This is a genomic window from Devosia sp. CAU 1758, assembly GCF_054482695.1.
On record NZ_JBTLRJ010000002.1, the window covers coordinates 690,678 to 709,475 of the forward strand.

At 61.3% G+C, this 18,798-nt stretch carries 22 protein-coding genes; 12 read left to right on the forward strand and 10 right to left on the reverse strand.

Annotation, left to right across the window (positions count from 1 at the left end):
• Complete coding sequence (locus ACXYMS_RS09385) at positions 1-360, forward strand: hypothetical protein (RefSeq protein ID WP_458905688.1); 360 nt, start codon at positions 1-3, stop codon at positions 358-360.
• Positions 361-363: 3 nt separating this feature from the next.
• Complete coding sequence (gene recR / locus ACXYMS_RS09390; protein ID WP_458905689.1) at positions 364-960, forward strand: recombination mediator RecR; 597 nt, start codon at positions 364-366, stop codon at positions 958-960.
• 18 nt (positions 961-978) lie between these two features.
• Here recR and ACXYMS_RS09395 read toward each other — a convergent pair whose 3' ends face one another.
• The gene (locus ACXYMS_RS09395; protein WP_458905691.1) at positions 979-1,440 is read right to left on the reverse strand and encodes a hypothetical protein; all 462 of its coding nucleotides are present in this window, start codon (positions 1,438-1,440) and stop codon (positions 979-981) included.
• 98 nt (positions 1,441-1,538) lie between these two features.
• Between ACXYMS_RS09395 and ACXYMS_RS09400 the strand changes: the two genes are divergently transcribed.
• Entirely contained in the window at positions 1,539-1,757 is a 219-nt protein-coding gene (locus ACXYMS_RS09400; RefSeq protein WP_458905692.1) for a hypervirulence associated TUDOR domain-containing protein, read from the forward strand.
• Here ACXYMS_RS09400 and ACXYMS_RS09405 read toward each other — a convergent pair.
• Entirely contained in the window at positions 1,754-3,178 is a 1,425-nt protein-coding gene (locus tag ACXYMS_RS09405) for a DNA recombination protein RmuC (protein WP_458905693.1), read from the reverse strand. The genes ACXYMS_RS09400 and ACXYMS_RS09405 overlap by 4 nt on opposite strands.
• Before the next feature lie 133 nt (positions 3,179-3,311).
• On the opposite strand from ACXYMS_RS09405, the gene def reads away from it, so the two are divergent.
• The 3 genes from def to truA all read left to right on the forward strand — a co-directional run bounded on the left by def (position 3,312) and on the right by truA (position 5,601).
• Complete coding sequence (def, locus tag ACXYMS_RS09410) at positions 3,312-3,827, forward strand: peptide deformylase (RefSeq protein WP_458905949.1); 516 nt, start codon at positions 3,312-3,314, stop codon at positions 3,825-3,827.
• Positions 3,828-3,937: 110 nt separating this feature from the next.
• On the forward strand, positions 3,938-4,861 hold the full coding sequence (gene fmt / locus ACXYMS_RS09415; RefSeq protein ID WP_458905695.1) for a methionyl-tRNA formyltransferase: 924 nt from the start codon (positions 3,938-3,940) through the stop codon (positions 4,859-4,861).
• Entirely contained in the window at positions 4,861-5,601 is a 741-nt protein-coding gene (gene truA, locus ACXYMS_RS09420) for a tRNA pseudouridine(38-40) synthase TruA (RefSeq protein WP_458905697.1), read from the forward strand. Before fmt ends, truA begins: the two co-directional genes overlap by 1 nt.
• A 6-nt stretch (positions 5,602-5,607) precedes the next feature.
• Here truA and ACXYMS_RS09425 read toward each other — a convergent pair whose 3' ends face one another.
• From ACXYMS_RS09425 to ACXYMS_RS09455, 7 genes are all read right to left on the reverse strand, one after another.
• The gene (locus ACXYMS_RS09425) at positions 5,608-6,177 is read right to left on the reverse strand and encodes a hypothetical protein (RefSeq protein WP_458905699.1); all 570 of its coding nucleotides are present in this window, start codon (positions 6,175-6,177) and stop codon (positions 5,608-5,610) included.
• Positions 6,178-6,191: 14 nt separating this feature from the next.
• Positions 6,192-6,731, reverse strand: coding sequence for a hypothetical protein (locus ACXYMS_RS09430; RefSeq protein ID WP_458905700.1), 540 nt, complete (start codon positions 6,729-6,731; stop codon positions 6,192-6,194).
• Positions 6,728-7,882, reverse strand: coding sequence for a succinyl-diaminopimelate desuccinylase (dapE, locus tag ACXYMS_RS09435; protein ID WP_458905701.1), 1,155 nt, complete (start codon positions 7,880-7,882; stop codon positions 6,728-6,730). The genes ACXYMS_RS09430 and dapE overlap by 4 nt, the downstream gene beginning before the upstream one ends.
• A 17-nt stretch (positions 7,883-7,899) precedes the next feature.
• A complete protein-coding gene (locus ACXYMS_RS09440; protein WP_458905703.1) occupies positions 7,900-8,388 on the reverse strand; it encodes a DUF805 domain-containing protein in 489 nt (162 codons plus the stop codon).
• A 101-nt stretch (positions 8,389-8,489) separates the two neighbouring features.
• Positions 8,490-9,332, reverse strand: coding sequence for a 2,3,4,5-tetrahydropyridine-2,6-dicarboxylate N-succinyltransferase (dapD, locus tag ACXYMS_RS09445; protein ID WP_458905705.1), 843 nt, complete (start codon positions 9,330-9,332; stop codon positions 8,490-8,492).
• A gap of 411 nt (positions 9,333-9,743) precedes the next feature.
• A complete protein-coding gene (locus ACXYMS_RS09450) occupies positions 9,744-10,121 on the reverse strand; it encodes a septal ring lytic transglycosylase RlpA family protein (protein WP_458905707.1) in 378 nt (125 codons plus the stop codon).
• A gap of 340 nt (positions 10,122-10,461) precedes the next feature.
• Positions 10,462-11,283 carry a prephenate dehydratase gene (locus tag ACXYMS_RS09455; RefSeq protein WP_458905708.1) on the reverse strand — a complete coding sequence of 274 codons (822 nt, stop codon included), beginning with the start codon at positions 11,281-11,283 and terminating at the stop codon, positions 10,462-10,464.
• A 284-nt stretch (positions 11,284-11,567) separates the two neighbouring features.
• On the opposite strand from ACXYMS_RS09455, the gene ACXYMS_RS09460 reads away from it, so the two are divergent.
• The 3 genes from ACXYMS_RS09460 to ACXYMS_RS09470 all read left to right on the forward strand — a co-directional run bounded on the left by ACXYMS_RS09460 (position 11,568) and on the right by ACXYMS_RS09470 (position 14,130).
• The gene (locus tag ACXYMS_RS09460) at positions 11,568-12,368 is read left to right on the forward strand and encodes a c-type cytochrome (RefSeq protein WP_458905710.1); all 801 of its coding nucleotides are present in this window, start codon (positions 11,568-11,570) and stop codon (positions 12,366-12,368) included.
• A 71-nt stretch (positions 12,369-12,439) separates the two neighbouring features.
• Positions 12,440-13,378: a 2-hydroxyacid dehydrogenase gene (locus tag ACXYMS_RS09465; RefSeq protein WP_458905712.1), complete on the forward strand. Its 939-nt coding sequence runs from the start codon at positions 12,440-12,442 to the stop codon at positions 13,376-13,378.
• A 74-nt stretch (positions 13,379-13,452) separates the two neighbouring features.
• Complete coding sequence (locus tag ACXYMS_RS09470; RefSeq protein WP_458905714.1) at positions 13,453-14,130, forward strand: YqaA family protein; 678 nt, start codon at positions 13,453-13,455, stop codon at positions 14,128-14,130.
• Between the two features lie 13 nt (positions 14,131-14,143).
• On the opposite strand, the gene ACXYMS_RS09475 is transcribed toward ACXYMS_RS09470, so the two are convergent.
• Entirely contained in the window at positions 14,144-15,493 is a 1,350-nt protein-coding gene (locus ACXYMS_RS09475) for a leucyl aminopeptidase family protein (RefSeq protein ID WP_458905715.1), read from the reverse strand.
• Between the two features lie 149 nt (positions 15,494-15,642).
• On the opposite strand from ACXYMS_RS09475, the gene ACXYMS_RS09480 reads away from it, so the two are divergent.
• The 3 genes from ACXYMS_RS09480 (at position 15,643) to ACXYMS_RS09490 (ending at position 18,708) form a co-directional block, all read left to right on the forward strand.
• Entirely contained in the window at positions 15,643-16,413 is a 771-nt protein-coding gene (locus tag ACXYMS_RS09480; protein ID WP_458905717.1) for a tetratricopeptide repeat protein, read from the forward strand.
• A 610-nt stretch (positions 16,414-17,023) separates the two neighbouring features.
• Positions 17,024-17,890 (forward strand): hypothetical protein, encoded by an 867-nt coding sequence (locus ACXYMS_RS09485; RefSeq protein ID WP_458905719.1) that lies wholly within the window; start codon positions 17,024-17,026, stop codon positions 17,888-17,890.
• Positions 17,891-17,982: 92 nt separating this feature from the next.
• On the forward strand, positions 17,983-18,708 hold the full coding sequence (locus ACXYMS_RS09490; protein WP_458905721.1) for a hypothetical protein: 726 nt from the start codon (positions 17,983-17,985) through the stop codon (positions 18,706-18,708).
• Positions 18,709-18,798 lie beyond the last annotated feature (90 nt).

Consider the following 18,798-nt stretch of genomic DNA (forward strand, 5'->3'; position numbering starts at 1 on the left):
GTGGCGGAGCGCGTCAGGCCGATTCGCTATGCCCTTGAGGTTCTGTCGACCCTCGTCTTGGTTTTGGCGCTAGCCGGTCTGACGGGATCCGCAATGGGGATCGGCGGCGGCGGAGGGGCCGCCGTTTTTATTGCGCTCTACCTGATGTTTGGAATGCCTTGGTGGGCGGTGTTCGCTGGCTTCAAGATCACCGGATACTTTGTGATAGTGATCCTGGCGGCTCTCGTGAATGTCGTCCTCTTGGCCGGATTCGCCATACCGGGAAACATCGGACGAATCGTCTATCTCTTTCTCACATGGGGCAGCTATCTTGCCTTGCTTGGCGCTACACTATCTATCCTCCCACCCCTTATCGCGTGAACAATGCCCTCTGGCGGACCTGAAATCGAACAATTGATCCAGCTGCTGGCGCGCTTGCCGGGGCTTGGCCCGCGCTCGGCGCGCCGAGCGGTGTTGCACCTTATCAAGAAGAAGGAGCAACTGATGCTACCGCTGTCGGCGGCGCTGGACCGTGCCGTGGTGGCAGTGCGCAGCTGTGAAGTGTGCGGCAATGTCGACACAATGAGCCCCTGCTCGATCTGCGCCGATCCGCGGCGCGGGGAGACAGGAATTCTGATCGTCGTGGAAGACGTGGCCGACCTCTGGGCGCTGGAGCGCGCCGGGGTGGGACAGGTGCGCTACCATGTGCTGGGGGGCGTGCTGTCGCCGCTCGATGGGGTGGGGCCGGACGATATCAATCTCGACGGGCTGATCGGCCGAGCGCAGGATCATTCGGAAATCGTGCTAGCCATGAACGCCACCGTGGAGGGCCAGACAACGGCCCACTATATCACTGACCGGCTGGCCGGATCGGGGATCAAGGTCACGCGCCTGGCCCATGGGGTGCCGGTGGGTGGCGAACTGGATTACCTGGATGAAGGCACGTTGAGCCAGGCGCTCAAGGCCCGGACGGAGATCTGATCCGAGCCTTGCCTCAGATCAACCCAGATCCAGATTTTCCCGGGCTTCATCATCTTCCAGTTCGGCATCAAAGTTCTCATCCGCATCGTCCTCCTGACCGGTCAATGCGGCGCGCGCTTCAACGTCGTCGGGAGATAGCGCGTCGAGATGGTCGGCAGGATCGACCATCATGACGGCCGCTGCGTCCCCAGTCTCATCGAGGTTCTCGGCATCCCCACCCAATTCCGCGATGGCTCGGTCCAGCTCCACGAGCAAAGCGGCCGGATCCTCACCGCCGAAATCGCCGCTTTCGCGTGCCGCGAGCTCTTCGCGGATTTCACGCAACCGCGCCACTCTATCTGCAACGGGACGGTCATCGCCATAAAGCAGATCATCTATTTCGGTTTGGCTATAGGGCTGGGCGATGCCCGGCTGATCGGCATTTTCGAGGTTGGTTTCCTGCGGCACCAAAGTACCGGGATGATCATGTTGCTGGGCCATTCGCTCGTCTTCCGTTCACATTGATGCTGACTCGGGAACGCTGCTTGACCCGGCAGAGTTCGCTGCTGAATGCAAATTGATCGACAAGAGAGGCCACCATGGTTCTGCGCAAAGGATCCAAGGTCAGCTGGAGCTGGGGACCGAGCACGGCTTCTGGCAAGATCGTCGAGCGGTTTACCGGCAGAGTGACTCGTACGATCAAGGGGACCAAAGTAACGCGGGACGCGAGCAGAGAAGAGCCGGCCTATCTTATTGAACAGGAGGATGGGGACAGGGTTCTCAAGAGCCGGAGCGAGATCAATCACGCCGAAGATTAATTCAGATCTCCGGGCTCGTCCTTCACCAACCGAAGGGCCGGCGTCTCCTCGCTGCCACCATTCCAGCCCGCCGGAAGGGGCTTGCTGGACTTGGCGCCGAGTTCGCGCAGCATTTCGACCTGGCGCACGACATTGCCGCGGCCGGAGGACAATTGGCTGCGCGCCTCGTCGAAACTCGAGCGCGCCTTGTCCAGGTGCCCGTCCAGCTTGTCCATGGTGCTGAGAAACCCCGCCACCTTGTCGTAGAGCGCGCCAGCACGTTCGGCAATTTCCTCGGCATTCTGGTGGCGCTTCTCGATGTCCCACACGTTGCGCACAGTGCGCAAGACGGTCATCAAGGTCGTCGGGGTGGTCAGCATGACCCCCTTGCCCATGCCATATTCAACCAGCTTGGCATCGTGCTGGATGGCGGTGGCCAGCGCGGATTCGATGGGGACGAACATCATCACGTAATCAAGACTCGACCTGGCGGCACGCTGATAGGTCTTGTCGCCCAGCGTAGCGATATGACCGCGCACCGAGGTGATATGGGCCCGCAAGTGCTGGTCGCGATCGTCCTCGTGGCTGTTGACGAAGGCCTCGAATGCGGTCAGCGACACCTTGGAATCGATGACCAACCGATCGCCATTGGGCATGAGGATTTCAACATCGGTGCGCAGGCGCTGGCCGTCCTCGCCAGTATGGCTCTGCTGAGTAAAATATTGCTCGCCCTCGCGCAGGCCAGACTGTTCGAGAATGGTCGAAAGGATCATTTCGCCCCAGGCGCCCTGGGTCTGCGAAGACCCCTTGAGGGCGCGGGTCAGGTTCTGTGCCTCGGTGGTGATCTGCAGATTGCTTTCGGCCAAAGCGCGGATGCGCTCGCCCATGGCCGAGCGGTCTTCCACCAGGTTCTTGTGGAATTCGGTGATCTTGTCCTGCAGGGGCTTCAACAGCGTATCGACCTGCTCGCGGTTCTGCTTGGTAAAGGTCTCGCTATGGCTACGGAGCACATCGCCGGCAATGGCCTTGAACTCGTCGGTCATCTGCTGGCGCGCTTCCAAGAAACGCTTAAGGTTCGCCTCGTTCTGCCGAGACTGCTCGTCGAGCCGCGTGCGCATGGCGGCCAGTTCGGATTGCAGTTCGGCGCTTTTGTCGCGCTCGGTAGTGAGTTGATCGGCGGCGCGGTCGCGATCGCGGTCCAATTGCGCTTCGAGATCACGAATGCGGGTGTCGCGCCCGGCGATCTGTTCTAGGAAATTGGCCCTGAGCCCTTCGGTGGCTTCCCGGGCGGCCAGTTCGGCGCGCCCGGCATTGGCGCGGGCGGAAACCACCAGCCAGACCACAAGGACGACGAGCAGCAATGCGCCTCCGGTCAGCAGGGCCGTTGCAAGGGAGACCGGGATATCACCCAGGGTGAAGAGGATGGTGTCGAGTTCGCGCATGTGCCCAGTCTAGTCCGATTCTTCTGTTCGCAAAATGTTCCGCATGGATGGCGGATTGACCGGGCTTGCTGTTGACCGCAAGGCCGGAAATGGCCATATCGGGGGCAATCCATTCATCGCCGGACTTTCTGACATGGCCATCCGCCCAATCCTCGTCATTCCCGATGCGCGCCTGCGCGCTGTTGCCGACCCGATCATCGATATCGATGACGAGATCAAGGCACTGGCCAAGGACATGCTGGACACCATGTATGACGCGCCCGGCATTGGCCTGGCCGCGCCCCAGATTGGGGTGATGAAGCGCATCGTGGTGATGGACCTAGCAGGCGAGGGAGAACCCCCGGCCCCGCTGGTGATGATCAACCCCGAGATCACCGGTTTTGGCGACCAAATGCAGGTGACCGAAGAGGGGTGCCTTTCCATCCCCGAGCTCTATTACGAGGTCGAGCGGCCCAATGACGTGACGGTCAGCTATACCGATCTTGAGGGCAAGCTGGTATCCAAGGAAGCCGAAGGAAAGCTGGCCGTGTGCATCCAGCACGAACTCGATCACCTCGATGGCGTGCTCTATATCGATTATCTCAGCCGCTTGAAGCGCGACAGGGTGATCAAAAAATTCGAGAAGCAGGCGAAGCGGGCGGCGAGCTGATAATCGGTGGCCGCTACCTCGCCCTTCGACAGGCCCAGGATGAGGTCTATGGGAGCGCTGCGTTCGCGTAGAGCTCATGGTGAACTTGTCGAACCACGAGGTCGCTGACCATGCGCGTCGTCTTCATGGGTACGCCCGAATTTTCCGTGCCGACCCTGACCGAGATTGTCTCGGCCGGGCATGAGGTGGTAGCGGTCTATACGCGGGAGCCCAAGCCGGCGGGGCGCGGGCAGGCGGAGCGCAAGAGTCCGGTACACGAGACTGCCGAGGCTTTCGGCATTCCCGTCTTCACCCCAAGATCCCTCAGGGGCGAGGCCGAACAGGCGCAGTTCGCCTCGCTGGGGGCCGAAGTGGCCGTGGTAGTGGCCTATGGGCTGATCCTGCCAACGCCGGTGCTTGAAGCCCCCGAATACGGCTGTTTGAACCTGCATGGCTCGCTGCTGCCGCGCTGGCGCGGCGCGGCGCCGATCCAGCGCGCCATCATGGCGGGCGACAGTCAGACCGGCATTGTTGTCATGAAAATGGATGAAGGGCTCGATACCGGCGCCATGGGCCCGACCGAGATCATCCCCATTGCATCCGACATGACGGCGGGCGAATTGCACGACCAGATGATGCGGCTGGGCGCGGACCTGATGGGACGGGCACTGGCGGCGCTGGAACGCGGCAGCCTCGATTTCACCGCACAGCCCGGCGAGGGCGCAACTTATGCGGCCAAGATCGACAAGGCCGAGGCCCGGATCGATTTTTCCAGACCGGCGAGCGAAGTGCACAATTTGATCCGGGGCCTGTCGCCTTTTCCGGGTGCCTGGTTCGAGCTGGAGCTGGGTGGCAAGCCGGTGCGGGTCAAGGCCCTGCGTTCGGCGCTGGTGGATGGCGCGGGCGCGCCCGGCACGCTGATGGGCGGCGACCTGGTCATTGCCTGTGGAAGCGGTGCGGTGCGCCTTATTCAGGTGCAGCGCGAGGGCAAGGGCGCCATGGATGCGGCGACGTTCCTGCGTGGTGCCGGGCCGCTGCCTGATACAGTCAGCTGATGCCGCGCTACAAGCTCACCGTGGAATATGATGGGACCCCGTTCTGCGGCTGGCAGCGGCAGGCGGACCGGATGAGTGTGCAGCAGGCGCTGGAAGAGGCGGTGGAGCGCTTTTCAGGCGAGATTGTCACCAGCCAGGCGGCGGGGCGCACGGATGCGGGCGTGCATGCGCTGGGCCAGGTGGCCCATATCGACCTTTCAAAGGACTGGGATCCGTTCCGCATTCGCGAGGCGATGAACTATCACCTTCGGGACTTTCCGGTGGTGATCGTCGAATGCGACGCGGTGGGCGATGAATTCGAGGCGCGGTTTTCGGCCCTGGCCCGGCATTATGAATATCGCATTCTCAATCGGCGGGCGCCGGCGGCGCTGGAGCGCAACCAGGTCTGGCATGTGCCCAAGCCGCTCGACGTGAAAAAGATGCACGAGGCAGCCCAGATGATCCTGGGGCTGCATGACTTCACCACTTTTCGGTCATCGGAATGCCAGGCCAAGTCGCCCATGCGTACGCTGGACCGGCTGGATGTGACCGGGGATGGTGAGATGATCGCCATCACGGCCAGCGCCCGCAGCTTCCTGCACCATCAGGTGCGTTCGATGGTGGGGTGCCTCAAGCTGGTGGGCATGGGCAAATGGAGCCCGGCCGACTTTCGCGCGGCGCTCGATGCGGCGGACCGCAGCCGCTGCGCGGCCATGGCTCCCCCAACCGGGCTCTATCTCACGGGCGTCGACTATCCCTGAGTGAGCTTAGGTCGCCGGCCCCATGGTCTGGAGCAGGATGCCGCCCAGGATCAGCAGCCCGAGGAAATTTGCGGCCAGTTGAGCAACGATGAATATGACGATCTGCATCGGTGCTAGGGTCACAATGCGGCGGGCAATGTTGACTTCGATAACGATGGCCAACAGACCCATGGCCAGCAGCATAATCTCGCTGCCGCCGAGCAGCACTATGCTGAGTGCACCCGCCAACGACACATAGAAATTCACCCAGTTGTCGGCAACAAGATAAGGCATGAAGCCATCGAGGCGACCCATCATCTGCAAGACAATGTAGGCGGCGCCGATCTGCAAGACGAAAAGCAGCGCTGATAACAGCGTCATGCTGGCGGCGGCGCCGGGCGATGAAGGCACCCCGAACAATGGCGGGACAAATACGCTGACGCCCACGGCCAGGACCAGGACGATGAAGCTGCCGACGACGCCGCGCAGGGAAAAATCGAAATACCGGGCCGCATCGGGACGCCCCAGAACCAGCGCCCAGGCGCCGCGCGCGGCATCAAGGGCTTCTTCTAAAAACGTCTGGGAAGGCTGGGCCAAGGGTCTGTCTCGTCTCAGGCGGGGGGATTGGACGCTGTAAGGATGTAGAGCGAGATGGGGGTGCCGACAAGGAGTACCACGGTCAAGACCGCGAATGCCGCCGAGACGCCAATGGTCCACGCGCCCGCCAGCCGGCCGAGCCGGAACAGCAGCCAGACCAGGGCCAACCAGAGCAGGGGCAGCAGGAAGCCCATGGCGAGAGAAACCAATGCTCCCAGAACCAGGTAGAACACCAGCGCATAGACGCCCGGAACCAACAGGGGAAGGATCGGCACCGGATCACGCAGGGCGGCGCGGGTGCCGTAAATGCCAGTGAAGAGGGCGACCAGCCAAAGCGACTGGATGACCATGATATCGGCAAAGCCCTGCAGGGTGGGCACGCCGACATCGAGCGAGGCCAGCACCACGGCGAGGAAGGCGAAGAGGTAGAACAGCACCAGCGCGGTGAAGAGGCCAGCCGGGGTGAAGCGGAAGCGCTCGCGCCATCCCTCCTCGCCGCGCAGGATCATGATCCAGCCATAGACGGCCTGGCGCAGCGGGGAGACGATCTTCATGCCGGGGCCTCCGCGAAATAGCGGCGCATGAAGGCGGCGTAGATTTCTGTGAGGCCGGTCAGGTCCGAGAGGGCGATATGCTCGTCGGCCTTGTGCATGGACAGGCCGACCAGGCCACATTCGACCACCGGGCCATATTGGGCGATGAAACGCGCGTCGGAGGTGCCACCGCCGGTGGAATATTCGGGGGCCTTGCCGGTGATGGCAGAAATGGTGGCCGAGAGCGTTTCGATATCGGGGCCGAGCGGGGAGAGGAAGGCGCGGGAGGGGGCGCCGGAAATCTCGAAGGCTATGTCAGTACCCTTGGCGTCAACGCTGGCAATGCGGGCACGGACCCAGTCGGTCAGGGCCTCGGGGGTCCAGCGATCATTGTAGCGGATGTTGAAGCGCAGGGCGCCGCTCATGGGGATGACGTTGGAGATCGGATTGCCGACATCCATGGTGGTCAATTCGAGATTGCTAGCCGGGAAATGCTCGGTGCCGGTATCAAGGCGCTCCGACGAGAGCGCGGTCGCTACGGCGGCCAGAACCGGCAGGGGATTGTTGGCCTTTGCCGGATAGGCGACGTGGCCCTGGGTGCCGGTGACGGTGACCTTGCCCGAGAAAGAGCCGCGCCGGCCGATCTTAATGCTGTCGCCAAGAGCTTCGGCGGAACTGGGTTCGCCCACGATGGCGAAGTCGAAATGATGGCCCTGGTCTGCCATCCAGCGCACGAGCTTTTCGGTGCCGTTGATGGCGTCGGCTTCCTCGTCATTGGTGATCGCGAACTGGATGGTACCGGCCTCTGGCGGGATTTCCGCGCAGGCGGCGACGAAGGCGGCGATGCCGGACTTCATGTCGGCGGCACCTCGGCCATAGAGCCTACCGTCGGCCACGCGGGGCGTGAACGGATCGCTGGTCCAGTGGGCGGTGTCGCCGGGTGGCACCACATCGGTGTGGCCGGCAAATAGTAGCCGGCGGCCGCCCTGCCCCCGTGTGGCAAAGAGATTATCGACTGGATAGGAGCCGTCGCCCTCGAAACGCAGGCGGGTGACGGCGAAGCCCATGGTACTGAGTTCGGTTTCGAGCAGGTCGAGAGCGCCAGCTTCTTGAGGGGTCACCGAGGGGCAGGCAATGAGGCGGCTGAGCAGGTCAGCAGGGTCTATGATCACGACGGCTTCCCCTTGGTTCAGGTGGCTGCGTTCAAAGGATCGGGGCCATAGCTGTTGTCGCCTATGGTGCCCTTGAGGAAACCGAGCTGGACAAAGAGGTACACGCCCAGAACCGACAGCAGCATCCCCGGGACCTGCAGCCAAATCGTTGGCCTGGAGACCACCTTGCCGGAGAAATTGGTGAGTTCCACACCAATCCCCAATGCCTGCAAAAGAGAGAGCAACAGGCCGCCGACAACAAAGACGACTACATCCGTACCCTTACTGTCCCGATCATGCCGACGCTTGATACCAAGACAATAGTACGGCCAGAGAAACGCAAGATTGATGGCGCCAAACAACCAAACGGCGAACATGGTGTCGCTCTGCCCGATTGCCAGCACCATCGCCAAGGCCACGATCCCAAGAATCAGGCCGATGACCAACAAAGCAAGGGCACCCGTCCACCACTGCTGGCGAGTAATGCGACCGCCTCTCGTCGTCAGGAGCATTACGGTGTCGCTCATCGCTTGGTCCTCGACATCATATTCTCACTCCCCGGCTGGATTGGCCGCGAGGCCCCGACAACATGATGCGGGCATGTTCGCGCCCTAGCCATACACGATCATCAATCCCGCAGCAGATCGTTGATGGCGGTCTTGGAGCGGGTCTGGGCGTCGACGGTCTTGGCGATGACGGCGCAGTAGAGGCCCGGGCCGGGGGAACCGTCGGGGAGGTTCTTGCCGGGGAGGGTGCCGGAGACGACCACCGAATAAGGCGGTACCTTGCCCAAGTAGATTTCGCCGGTCTGGCGATTGATGACCTTGGTGGAGGCGCCGATGAAGACGCCCATGGAAATGACAGAGCCCTCGCCGACGATAACGCCTTCGACGATTTCGGAGCGGGCGCCGATGAAGCAATTGTCTTCGATGATGGTGGGATTGGCCTGCATGGGCTCGAGCACACCACCAATGCCGACGCCGCCCGAGAGATGCACATTCTTGCCGATCTGAGCGCAGGAGCCGACGCCGACCCAGGTATCAACCATGGTGCCTTCGTCGACATAGGCGCCGAGGTTGACGAAGCTGGGCATTAGGATGGCGCCCTTTCCGACAAAGGCCGACTTGCGGACAATGGCGCCGGGAACGGCGCGGAAGCCGGCCTCGCGCCAGGTGTTCTCGCTCCAGCCCTCGAACTTGGTCGGCACCTTGTCCCACCAGGTAGAATTGTCGGCGCCGCCGGTCATTGGCTGATTGTCATTGAGGCGGAAGGAGAGCAGCACGGCCTTCTTGAGCCATTGATTGACCTGCCAGGAGCCATCGATCTTTTCGGCGACGCGGGCCTTGCCGCTGTCAAGCAGGTTCAGCGCTTCGTTCACCGCATCGCGGATTTCGCCCTGTGTATCGAGATTGACCTCGGCCCGGTTGTCGAAGGCGGTTTCGATGATCTGGGCGAGTTGAGCGTGCGACATGAGTAGTCCTGAGCGTCTGGATGTGTTTTGCGGACCATAGTCAGGGCGGTTGGGGAGTCAACGGATATGACACGCGTCGGGCGTGACGACGCGCCGGGCAGCCTTGTAACCTCCGGGGAGCAAGAGAGCGGGGTCCCGAGACAACTGCCGCAGAAACGAAACGAAGCCGTTTTGGGACGCTGGCCATTCGCACACAGCGCTCATGACCCTCTCCCCCAAATCTCTCCACCGGAGAGATTTGCCCTATGGGACGGATCAATGTTTCTCGTCAGGGGGAGGAATTAGTGCCGGGGATTACTTTGTTGCGGGCGGCGGGAAGCGAACCAGAACGTGCTGTGCAAAGATGCTGTAGAGATTCCAGTAAGCTGTCCAACCTTTCCCTAAACCCTGCCACTCGATCAGAGGGAGCCGCTAGGCAAGCACCTCGATGGTCACGTTGGCGGTTCCGGGTCCGATCATGTCGATCGCGTCAGCGGCACTGCGGGACAAATCGATGACCCGCTTGCCGATGTAAGGACCGCGATCATTGATCCGAACGACTACCGATTTGCCATTGGTATTGTTGGTCACTTTCACCTTTGTGCCAAACTTCAATGTCTTATGAGCTGCGGTCATTGCGTTCATGTTGTAGCGTTCGCCGTTCGCAGTGGTCCGGCCATGGAAACCGGGACCATACCATGATGCGATGCCGCTACTGGTGGAGGTATGTGCATGGACCTGCAGGTTGGGGGCAAGGGTGAGAGACAGAGCGAAGAGCCCACAGATTGCGGACTTGAAAAATTTGCTCATGAGGATGGAACTAAAACCTAGCTGTTGCGTTGCAGCGCGGCTTTGACCCGGCTCATGTGTCCTCAAGGCGCAGATCTGTTGGCAAATTCGGGGTCATTTCGCGACACCATCTCATTTGCTCCGCATTCTAGCGCCTCACTGCCCAAGATGTGTTCGGAAGGTGGAGAACAAGTTGCAGCGAGCGTGGCGCATTGTCACCCGTCGCTTCCGGAACCGATTTAGTTGACAGCCGTTAACCTGCCAGCAGATTTGCCTCTGCGACCTCCAAAGTCCCATTAGAGCGCCCCGGCCCATGCACCCCTGGCCGGGGCTTCTTTTTGCGCCTAGCCAGGTGGAGCGCCTAACCCGCTGCGGGATAGACCCCCAAAATCCGGAAGTAATCCGTGAAGAAGCCAAGTTCTTCGAAGGCGAGTTGAACGCTGGTGTCGTCGGGGTGGCCTTCGATGTCGGCGTAGAACTGGGTGGCGGTGAAGGCGCCGCCAACCATGTAGCTTTCGAGCTTGGTCATGTTGACGCCATTGGTGGCAAAGCCGCCCATGGCCTTGTAGAGCGCGGCCGGAACGTTGCGGACGCGGAAGACGAAGGTGGTCTTGACCTTGCCGTACTGAGGCGCGTGCTTCTCAGAGGGAGAGAGTACGAGAAAGCGGGTGGTGTTGTGGTCGGCGTCCTCGATATTGGAGGCGAGGACCTCAAGGCCGTAGATGTCACCGGCAAAGCGCGAAGCGATGGCGGCCACCGACTTGTCGGCCTTTTGCGCGATCTCGCGGGCCGAGCCGGCGGTATCGACCGCATTGATGGTGCGCAGTCCATGCTGGGTGATGAACTTGCGGCACTGGCCAAGGGCGACGGACAGCGACTGGACCGACTTGATGTCTTCGAGCCTGGCGCCGGGCACGCCAAGCAACGTCATTTCCACGCGGAGAAAGGTCTCGCCAATGATGTGGAGACCACTTTCGGGTAACAGGTGGTGAATGTCGGTTATGCGGCCATAGAGCGAATTTTCGACCGGAACCACCGCCAGGTCGGCCTTGCCGGACTGCACGGCATTAAGCGTTTCCTCGAAGGTGACGCAGCCCAGATATTGCTCCCCAGGGAAGACATTGGCAGATGCCGCGTGGCTGAAAGCGCCGGGTTCACCCTGGAAGGCGATTTTCTTGGTCATGGCAGGCATCCGTGAAGAAACTTGAGGCTGGCGGGTTGTGGCTTGCGTGGCAGGCAGAGTCAATCTGGGCACGGGGGCCAGGCATTCGGGCAAAATCATACTGCCGGACGATTTTCCACTGCACCGGCAGCGCCGCGGCGGTTTGACCGGTTGCACCACGGGGGGCTTGATACTATCTTCCGCGCGCGTTGAACCGGCCGGTTGAGGCGGATTACCCTATTGGGTATCCAATGTTGGGCCGGTACAGGTAAATGTCCACGGGGATGGACGGGCAGAGAGACCAAATGGATTCGTTTGAGCTAAACAAGATCATCGGCGCCGTGCTCGGCACCCTGTTGTTCGTGATGGGTGTCGGCTTTTTGGCCGAAGCCATTTATCACCCGATTGAAAATCGTGGTCCGGGCTACGCGCTGCCGGAGCCGGAAGTGGCCGAAGGTGGTGCCGTGGTCGAAGAGGCACCTGCCGTGCCGCTCGGAGTCCTGCTGGCCAGTGCCAGCGTTGATCGCGGCGCGTCAGCTGTGCGCAAGTGCCAGAGCTGCCACAATTTCGGCGAGGGCGAACCCAACAAGCAGGGTCCTGCGCTCTACGGCATTGTCGGCGCAGAGAAGGCTCATGCCGAAGGCTTTGCCTATTCCGACATCCTGCTGCAGCAAAAGGCCGAGGGCCAAGTCTGGAGCTATGAGAACCTCGACGCCTTTCTGACCAATCCGCGTGGTTATGCCCCAGGCACCAAGATGAGCTTTGCCGGCGTCCGCTCCCCCGAAGAGCGCGCCGATATCCTGGCCTATCTCCAGACGCTGTCGTCGAGCCCGGTGCCCTTCCCCGCCGCCGAGGAAGCGTCGCCTGCCGAGGAGCAACCTGCGACCGGCGACGAACCAGCCGCCACGCCGGGCGAAGCCTCGCCTGACGATACTATTCCGGATGAATTGACGACGCCCGCAGAGGGCGGCAGCGAGATCACCGAACCGACAGCACCTGCCGGAGCCGTGGAAACGCCGACGGAAACGCAGTCGGACACTCCAGTTGAAGGTACCCCGGTTCAGGAAACCACGCCGGCCGCGCCGGCGACGACCACCAGCCAGTAAGGATCGGTGCGGGCCATCCAGAATTGACAGGCCGCGCTTTCGGGCGCGGCCTTTTTGTTGAGAGAGAATCGATGCTGCTCCTCCACCTCTCCGATGTTGATGAAGCCAGCTGGGCGAAGTCCTTTCGCGACGCCCTGGCACCCTACCCCGTGGTGCGACGGGGCGATGATTTCGATCCGGCGGATATCCGCTATATCTTTGTGTGGAAGCCCAAGCCGGAGGCGTTTGACGGGCTCAGCAACCTCAAAGCGGTGCTGTCGCTGGGCGCCGGCGTCGATGCCCTGCTCAAGCATCCGCACCTGCCCGTTGCGCCAATCGTGCGGTTCGTGGACGAGGACCTCAGCCAGCGCATGAGCGATTATGTGGTGGCGCATGTGACCATGCATCATCGCCAGTTCAGCCGCTTCCGCGATGACCAGGAGGCGCGGCGCTGGGACCAGTATTATCCACCTGCCGCCGGGGAAACCACGGTCGGGATCATGGGTATGGGCGTGCTCGGGCAGGATGCTGTCCGGCGTCTGAAACCGTTGGGCTTTGATCTCAGGAGCTGGAGCCGCACGCCCAAGGCGATCGATGGGGTCGAGGGCTTTTCCGGCGACGGGGAATTCGAGGCTTTCCTTTCGGGGACCGATATCCTGGTCAACCTGTTGCCACTGACGCCGGCAACCACGGGCATCCTCAACCGCGATACCTTTGGCAAACTGCGCCGGGACCGGCTGGCGGGTGGGCCGGTGATCATCAATGCGGCGCGGGGCGGGCACCAGCGGGAGGCCGACATCGTCGCGGCGCTGAGCGACGGGACGCTAGGCGCGGCCAGCCTTGATGTGTTCGAAGTGGAGCCCCTGCCCCAGGACAGTCCGCTCTGGGCGCTGAAAAATTGCTACATCACCCCCCATATTGCCGCCATTTCCAATGAGCAGAGCGGGGTGCGCTATTTTTCGCGGGCGATCATAAGCCATGATGCGGGCGAAGCACTGCCCAATGTGGTAGACCGGAGCCGCGGCTACTGACACGCAATATTCACTGGTCTGGCGTCAATCTGGCGGTCAAATGGTGGAGCAGTGATGAGAGACGGTTCAAAGGCATGACCGATACAGCGCAAACTGGAAAGCCGGGGCTCTACGAGCGGCTGAAAGCGGCGACCGGCCACCCGCTGGCCGAACCCATTCTGGCGCTTATCTGCTTTCTCGAAGCCATGATCGTGCCAGTGTTTCCCGAGGTGATGCTGGCGCCGATGATCCTGGCGGATCGCCGTCGTGCCTGGCGGCTGGCGACGATCTGCACGGTTTCCTCGGTTGTGGGCGGCATTTTCGGCTATGCCATCGGCTTCTACCTGTTCGACCTGATTGGCAAAGGTATAGTCGAGTTCTACGGTGCCGGCGGAAGCTTCGAGGAGCTGCGCCAGAGCTTCGTGGCCAATGGTCCCTTCATGATCATGATCGGCGCGGTCACCCCCATCCCCTACAAGATCATCACCATTACCAGCGGCGTGGCCGGGGTGGATATCTGGACCTTCATTCTGTTCGGGGTGATCGGGCGGGGCCTCAGGTTCTTCGTGCCCTGCGGTCTGTTCTACTTCTTCGGGCCAATGGCCAGCCGGTTCATCGAAAGGCACAAGAAATGGGCCGGCTGGGTGATGCTGGCCGCGGTAATCGGCGGCTTTGCCGCGGCGCCGATGCTGTTCCCCAAGCATGGCACCGAAGTCACCGACACGGTGATCGAGCAGACCACCGGTACGGATGTCATTCCGGGACAGCTCTAGGGTCAACTTCTGATCATCCCTTGTAGCGGTCGCGCAGCAGGCCATAGACGGCGCGAATACCCTGATCGGTGGCGCCGACGGGGCGACCGGGGCGGGCTTCGGGGGCCCAGCCGAAAATATCCAGATGCACCCAGGCGCCTGCATTTTTGACGAAGCGCCTGAGGAAGAGTGTCGCCGTCACCGAACCGGCATAGCCACCAGCGCCGGCATTGTTGATATCGGCGATTTTTGAGGCCAGTTGGGATTCGTAATTGGACCAGAGCGGCATGCGCCAGAGCGGATCTTCGGCTGCTAGGCCAGCCGCCATGAGCCCGGTCGCGACGCTGTCATTGGTCGAATAGAGAGCCGGCAGATCGGGCCCGAGCGCCACGCGCGCGGCGCCGGTCAGGGTCGCCATATCGACCAGCAGGTCCGGCGTTTCCTCATCGGCCAGCGCCAGCGCATCGGCGAGGATCAGCCGGCCTTCGGCATCGGTATTGCCAATCTCGACGGAGAGACCAGCGCGTGAGCGCAACACATCGCCCGGACGGAAGGCGTTGGCGGCAATCGCATTTTCGACCACCGGGAGCAGCACGCGCAGGCGCACGGGCAGATTGGCCGACATGATGACATGGGCCAGGCCCAGCACATTGGCGGCGCCGCCCATGTCCTTCTTCATGGTCAGCATGCCGGCGGCGGACTTGATGTCGAGCCCGCCGGTATCGAAGGTGACGCCCTTGCCTACCAGGGTCACCTTGGGCGCATTGGCCTCGCCCCATCCGAGATCGATGAGGCGCGGGGCCTGGGCACTGGCGCGGCCCACGGCATGGATCATGGGGAAATTGGCGCTGAGCAGATCATCGCCCAGGGTGACCGAGACGCTCATGCCATGGCGGCGGGCGAAATCCCGGACGGTGTTTTCCAGGGCATCGGGACCAAGGTCATTGGCCGGGGTATTGATGAGGTCACGAGCGAGCGTTGCCGCCTCGACCTGGCGCTCGACTTCGGCACTATCGGCAGCCTCGGGGAGAATGAGCGTGGGCGATTGCTGGCCATCGCGATAGCGGTCGAAGCGATAGGCGCCGAGGCGGAAGGCGATGGAGGCCAGGGTCGGATCGCCCAGATCGCCGGCCAGGGAATAGGTTGCGGCGGGGAGCGCGGCGGCGGCCAGTCCGGCGATGAAGGGCGAGCGGCCCGCCGGCTTGCCGGTGCCAAAGAGCACGGCGGCGATGCTGCCCTCGGCATCGGGCAGGGAGAGCAGCCGCCCCCGCTGGCCGGAAAAGCCGTTGGCCGTGCTCCAGGCCTTTTGCGGCGCGGAGATCGACACATCATCCAGCCCGCCCTCGGGCACGAAATGGAGCGGGATGGTGTTCGAGCTGGACATGACGGGCCTCCGTGGAAAATCTCCCCCTTCTAGACGGCGCGGCCGGTGCGGGCAATGTCGGCGGGAGCCCGTTTAACCGGGTGTTAGGGTTAATGATCTATTGCTCGGGGCATGGTTTTGACGGCCCGAACAGCGGCCGGGAGTGCGACGTGCTTGATCCCAAATTGATCGCCAAGGCTTTGCGTCCCCTGCTGCTGGCCGGACTGGCCGCGCTGGCGCTTTCGGCCTGTGCGTCCAACCGCGGACAATTGGGCGCGACCGATTATTCGGGCATGAGCGCCGGGCAGAGCCAGGCGAGCCTGGGTGAATTGACCGAGCGCTATCGACGCAATCCGGCCGACAGAGGCGTGGTCATCCGTTATGCCGCGGCCCTGCGCGCTGCCGGACAGCCACAGCAGGCCGTGGCGGCGCTGGAACAGGCGATCACCCACAATCCGGGCGATGTGGCCATTTCGATTGCCTATGCCAAGGCGCTGACGGCCTCGGGCCGGTTCGAGCAATCGCTCGAAGTGCTCCGCAACGTGATCCGCCCCGATGCACCGGACTGGAATGCGCTCCTGGTCATGGGCGCCACGCTGGACCAGATGGGACGGCATGACCAGGCCCGGCAGATCTATCAACAGGCATCGGTGATCGCACCGGGCGAGGCCTCGATCGAGACCAATCTGGGCCTTTCCTATGCCATGACCAATGAATTGACGACCGCCGAGGGCCATTTGCGGCGGGCCGTGCAGATGCGCGGCGCGACGACCCAGACCCGACAGAACCTGGCGCTGGTGGTGGGCCTGCAAGGCCGGTTCCAGGAGGCACGGGCCATCTATGCGGCGGAACTTCCGCCCCAGCAGGTCGAAAGCAACATGGCCTATGTCCGCGCGCTGCTCACCCAGCAGAACCGCTGGGACATGATCGAAAACGGCTGACATCCTGTTCAGGCCCTCCGCCCGGTCAAGCCAGTTCACGCATGCCTAAGCGCCGGGCGGCTTTCGCCTCCGGTTCTCTTAAGTGTGGACGTGTCCCGAGGCGCGTGCGTCTCAGTAAAACTAAGTGAATAGAGACGTCGCCGCCTCGGGACACCGGTTTTTCGCATAGGTCTCGGACCCCATTGAACGCTCGTCGCAGGGTGACCGCTTCCTAATCGCGCAACTGGAGCGACCCAGTTCCGCCCGGCTCCCCCCGCAAAGTTCGCTGCAGTCCGTCCGCGCGGGAGTGATTGGGGGATTATGGGGGATGGTTGAGGGGGCGGGGATTACTTTTTTGTTTGGCAGAGTTCACGGATGGACGCCCTCGCACTTCGAGGCCGCTGCGCGGCACCTCAGGATGAGGGCTGATGAGAATGCGATGTATCGTGAGCCCTCATGGTGAGGTGCGCAGCGGAGCGGAGCCTCGAACCACGAGGGTGACTACTCTTGACCCCGTTGTGGTCGTTCAGACCCCTTGTTGCCAGTTCCCAAAAGCAGAGAAGACAGACATGCCTTGCCGTTGGCGCCTTCCTCGGCTTAATTCTGAGCGTTAGTGGCTGGGCGATCCGGAATGGCGAAAAGGCACAAGGTTGTTGGTAGGTGCTTACTGACGGGCCACGAAGGCCCTTTGGCGCAATCGCATATCATTCCAAGGTTTCTTGCTGACAAGGCCCTTGGCCAGGCTCACAGAATCCAATCTGGATTTGGCAGCAAACCTCAACTGAAATTCAACAGCTGGGTAGACGACCAAATTTGTACTGCGGCTGGCGAATCTCGCCTGCGCGACATCGACACTGACGCTGCGAAGATTATCAGGCAACATGGCCTCACTTGGCGTCACTTTCCTTTGTCCAACCATGCAGAGAGGTACAAATTTGGGGATGAATTTGAGCTCATCACAATTCCAGATTTGGATACGAAATCTCTGCGCCTGTTTTTCCTAAGTCTTCTTTGGCGGAGCGCAGTCAGCACTCGATTTGAGTTCTCGGAAATCTTTCTGGGGGCCGAGTCGATTGAGCACCTCCGGAAGATTGTAGCGGGCGAGGAGGAGCCGGCAGTTGCTGATTGGCCCGCCGTCTTGACCTTATTGACGGATGCCGGAGAACCACAAGTTCACACACCTTTGGCGCAGGTGATTCAAACGCCCGAATATGAAGGTGTGAAATATCCAGACGTCCCGATCTTTCGGTTTTTCCTAGATGGATTGATCGTTCACATGGGTCGGAGATTTGGGGATGACGAACTGTTGGACGCTTGGTCTCCAAAGCGAGTGGTGGGACTGAATAGTTCTTTGATGATGATCGGCCGGCCCTACGAGGGATCGACTCAGGAAGAGAATCTAACGTACTTGCAGGACCAAATGCACCGAGATTACCCCGAGGACGCTGCACGTATCTACTCCACGCTTTGGAAGATTGACAGCAAGGGAAAGTCCTAGTTGGACCTATTCCGCCTCAACAAAGAGCGGCGTCTTGAAGCGCGTCGCATGGCTGCTGATAAGTCCGCTACAAATTAGAATGCGAGGACGGAATGGACAGCATCTGGGAGGTAGTTACTTCAGCCGCAGCTACGCTAGCCCAAGCTTTTGAGCGATCGATCATTCTACGAGAGGTGACAGCTCAGGAAGGCACAGTGTACTGGGCTCAGATGGCGACCATAATTAGCGCAGTCCAAGCATTAATTGCACTATTTGGGACGGTCGCGCTTGTGGTGACCATACGCCAGGGTCGAAGGGCCAATAAGATCGCCAGCGATGCCATTGTGGCCAATCAGAGGGCATGGATAAAAACCGACCTCCGAGTTGATGGCCCAGTCCATTTCTCCGAGTACGGAGCCTCGCTGAACGTCGGTATCGTCATAAAGAATATAGGCCAGACCCCAGCCTTGGACTGTCAGACCGACGTCTCAATGATCCACGAAGTTCTCAACACGAAAACCATGGTTCGGACGATCGCGGCCCGCAATCGTCAGATCAACGAAAACTTTGGGCGTACCTGCCTCCCGGGCGAAGAGTACGTTCGAGAATGGACTGCCCACTCCGACGCCAAGGACGTAACCGAAGCAATACTAGGCGGAGGCGTCACTATCCTGATTGTTGGCTGCGTCACGTATCGGGTCCCCAACGATACAGAACCCCACCAGACTTGGTTTTCATACCTTTTAGAGCCTCGAAATCGAGAACGATTCGATCCTGACGGCCCAGCTAAGCAGGACGTGAGTGGTTACCAAACCTGGACCGGTGGACACGCAGATTAGTTGTGATGCTGCTAAGTGGTAGGCTGGGTTGCGCATCGGCTTGATATTTGGAAGTTTCCAGGGTTCGCTGTACACATGCATGCTAAATAA

Coding starts and splice junctions, on each gene's coding strand:
- recR (WP_458905689.1), top strand. CDS start 364: ATGCCCTCTGGCGGACCTGAAATCGAACAATTGATCCAGCTGCTGGCG.
- ACXYMS_RS09395 (WP_458905691.1), bottom strand. CDS start 1,440: ATGGCCCAGCAACATGATCATCCCGGTACTTTGGTGCCGCAGGAAACC.
- ACXYMS_RS09400 (WP_458905692.1), top strand. CDS start 1,539: ATGGTTCTGCGCAAAGGATCCAAGGTCAGCTGGAGCTGGGGACCGAGC.
- ACXYMS_RS09405 (WP_458905693.1), bottom strand. CDS start 3,178: ATGCGCGAACTCGACACCATCCTCTTCACCCTGGGTGATATCCCGGTC.
- def (WP_458905949.1), top strand. CDS start 3,312: ATGGCCATCCGCCCAATCCTCGTCATTCCCGATGCGCGCCTGCGCGCT.
- fmt (WP_458905695.1), top strand. CDS start 3,938: ATGCGCGTCGTCTTCATGGGTACGCCCGAATTTTCCGTGCCGACCCTG.
- truA (WP_458905697.1), top strand. CDS start 4,861: ATGCCGCGCTACAAGCTCACCGTGGAATATGATGGGACCCCGTTCTGC.
- ACXYMS_RS09430 (WP_458905700.1), bottom strand. CDS start 6,731: ATGAAGATCGTCTCCCCGCTGCGCCAGGCCGTCTATGGCTGGATCATG.
- ACXYMS_RS09440 (WP_458905703.1), bottom strand. CDS start 8,388: ATGAGCGACACCGTAATGCTCCTGACGACGAGAGGCGGTCGCATTACT.
- dapD (WP_458905705.1), bottom strand. CDS start 9,332: ATGTCGCACGCTCAACTCGCCCAGATCATCGAAACCGCCTTCGACAAC.
- ACXYMS_RS09450 (WP_458905707.1), bottom strand. CDS start 10,121: ATGAGCAAATTTTTCAAGTCCGCAATCTGTGGGCTCTTCGCTCTGTCT.
- ACXYMS_RS09455 (WP_458905708.1), bottom strand. CDS start 11,283: ATGACCAAGAAAATCGCCTTCCAGGGTGAACCCGGCGCTTTCAGCCAC.
- ACXYMS_RS09460 (WP_458905710.1), top strand. CDS start 11,568: ATGGATTCGTTTGAGCTAAACAAGATCATCGGCGCCGTGCTCGGCACC.
- ACXYMS_RS09465 (WP_458905712.1), top strand. CDS start 12,440: ATGCTGCTCCTCCACCTCTCCGATGTTGATGAAGCCAGCTGGGCGAAG.
- ACXYMS_RS09470 (WP_458905714.1), top strand. CDS start 13,453: ATGACCGATACAGCGCAAACTGGAAAGCCGGGGCTCTACGAGCGGCTG.
- ACXYMS_RS09475 (WP_458905715.1), bottom strand. CDS start 15,493: ATGTCCAGCTCGAACACCATCCCGCTCCATTTCGTGCCCGAGGGCGGG.
- ACXYMS_RS09485 (WP_458905719.1), top strand. CDS start 17,024: ATGGCGAAAAGGCACAAGGTTGTTGGTAGGTGCTTACTGACGGGCCAC.
- ACXYMS_RS09490 (WP_458905721.1), top strand. CDS start 17,983: ATGGACAGCATCTGGGAGGTAGTTACTTCAGCCGCAGCTACGCTAGCC.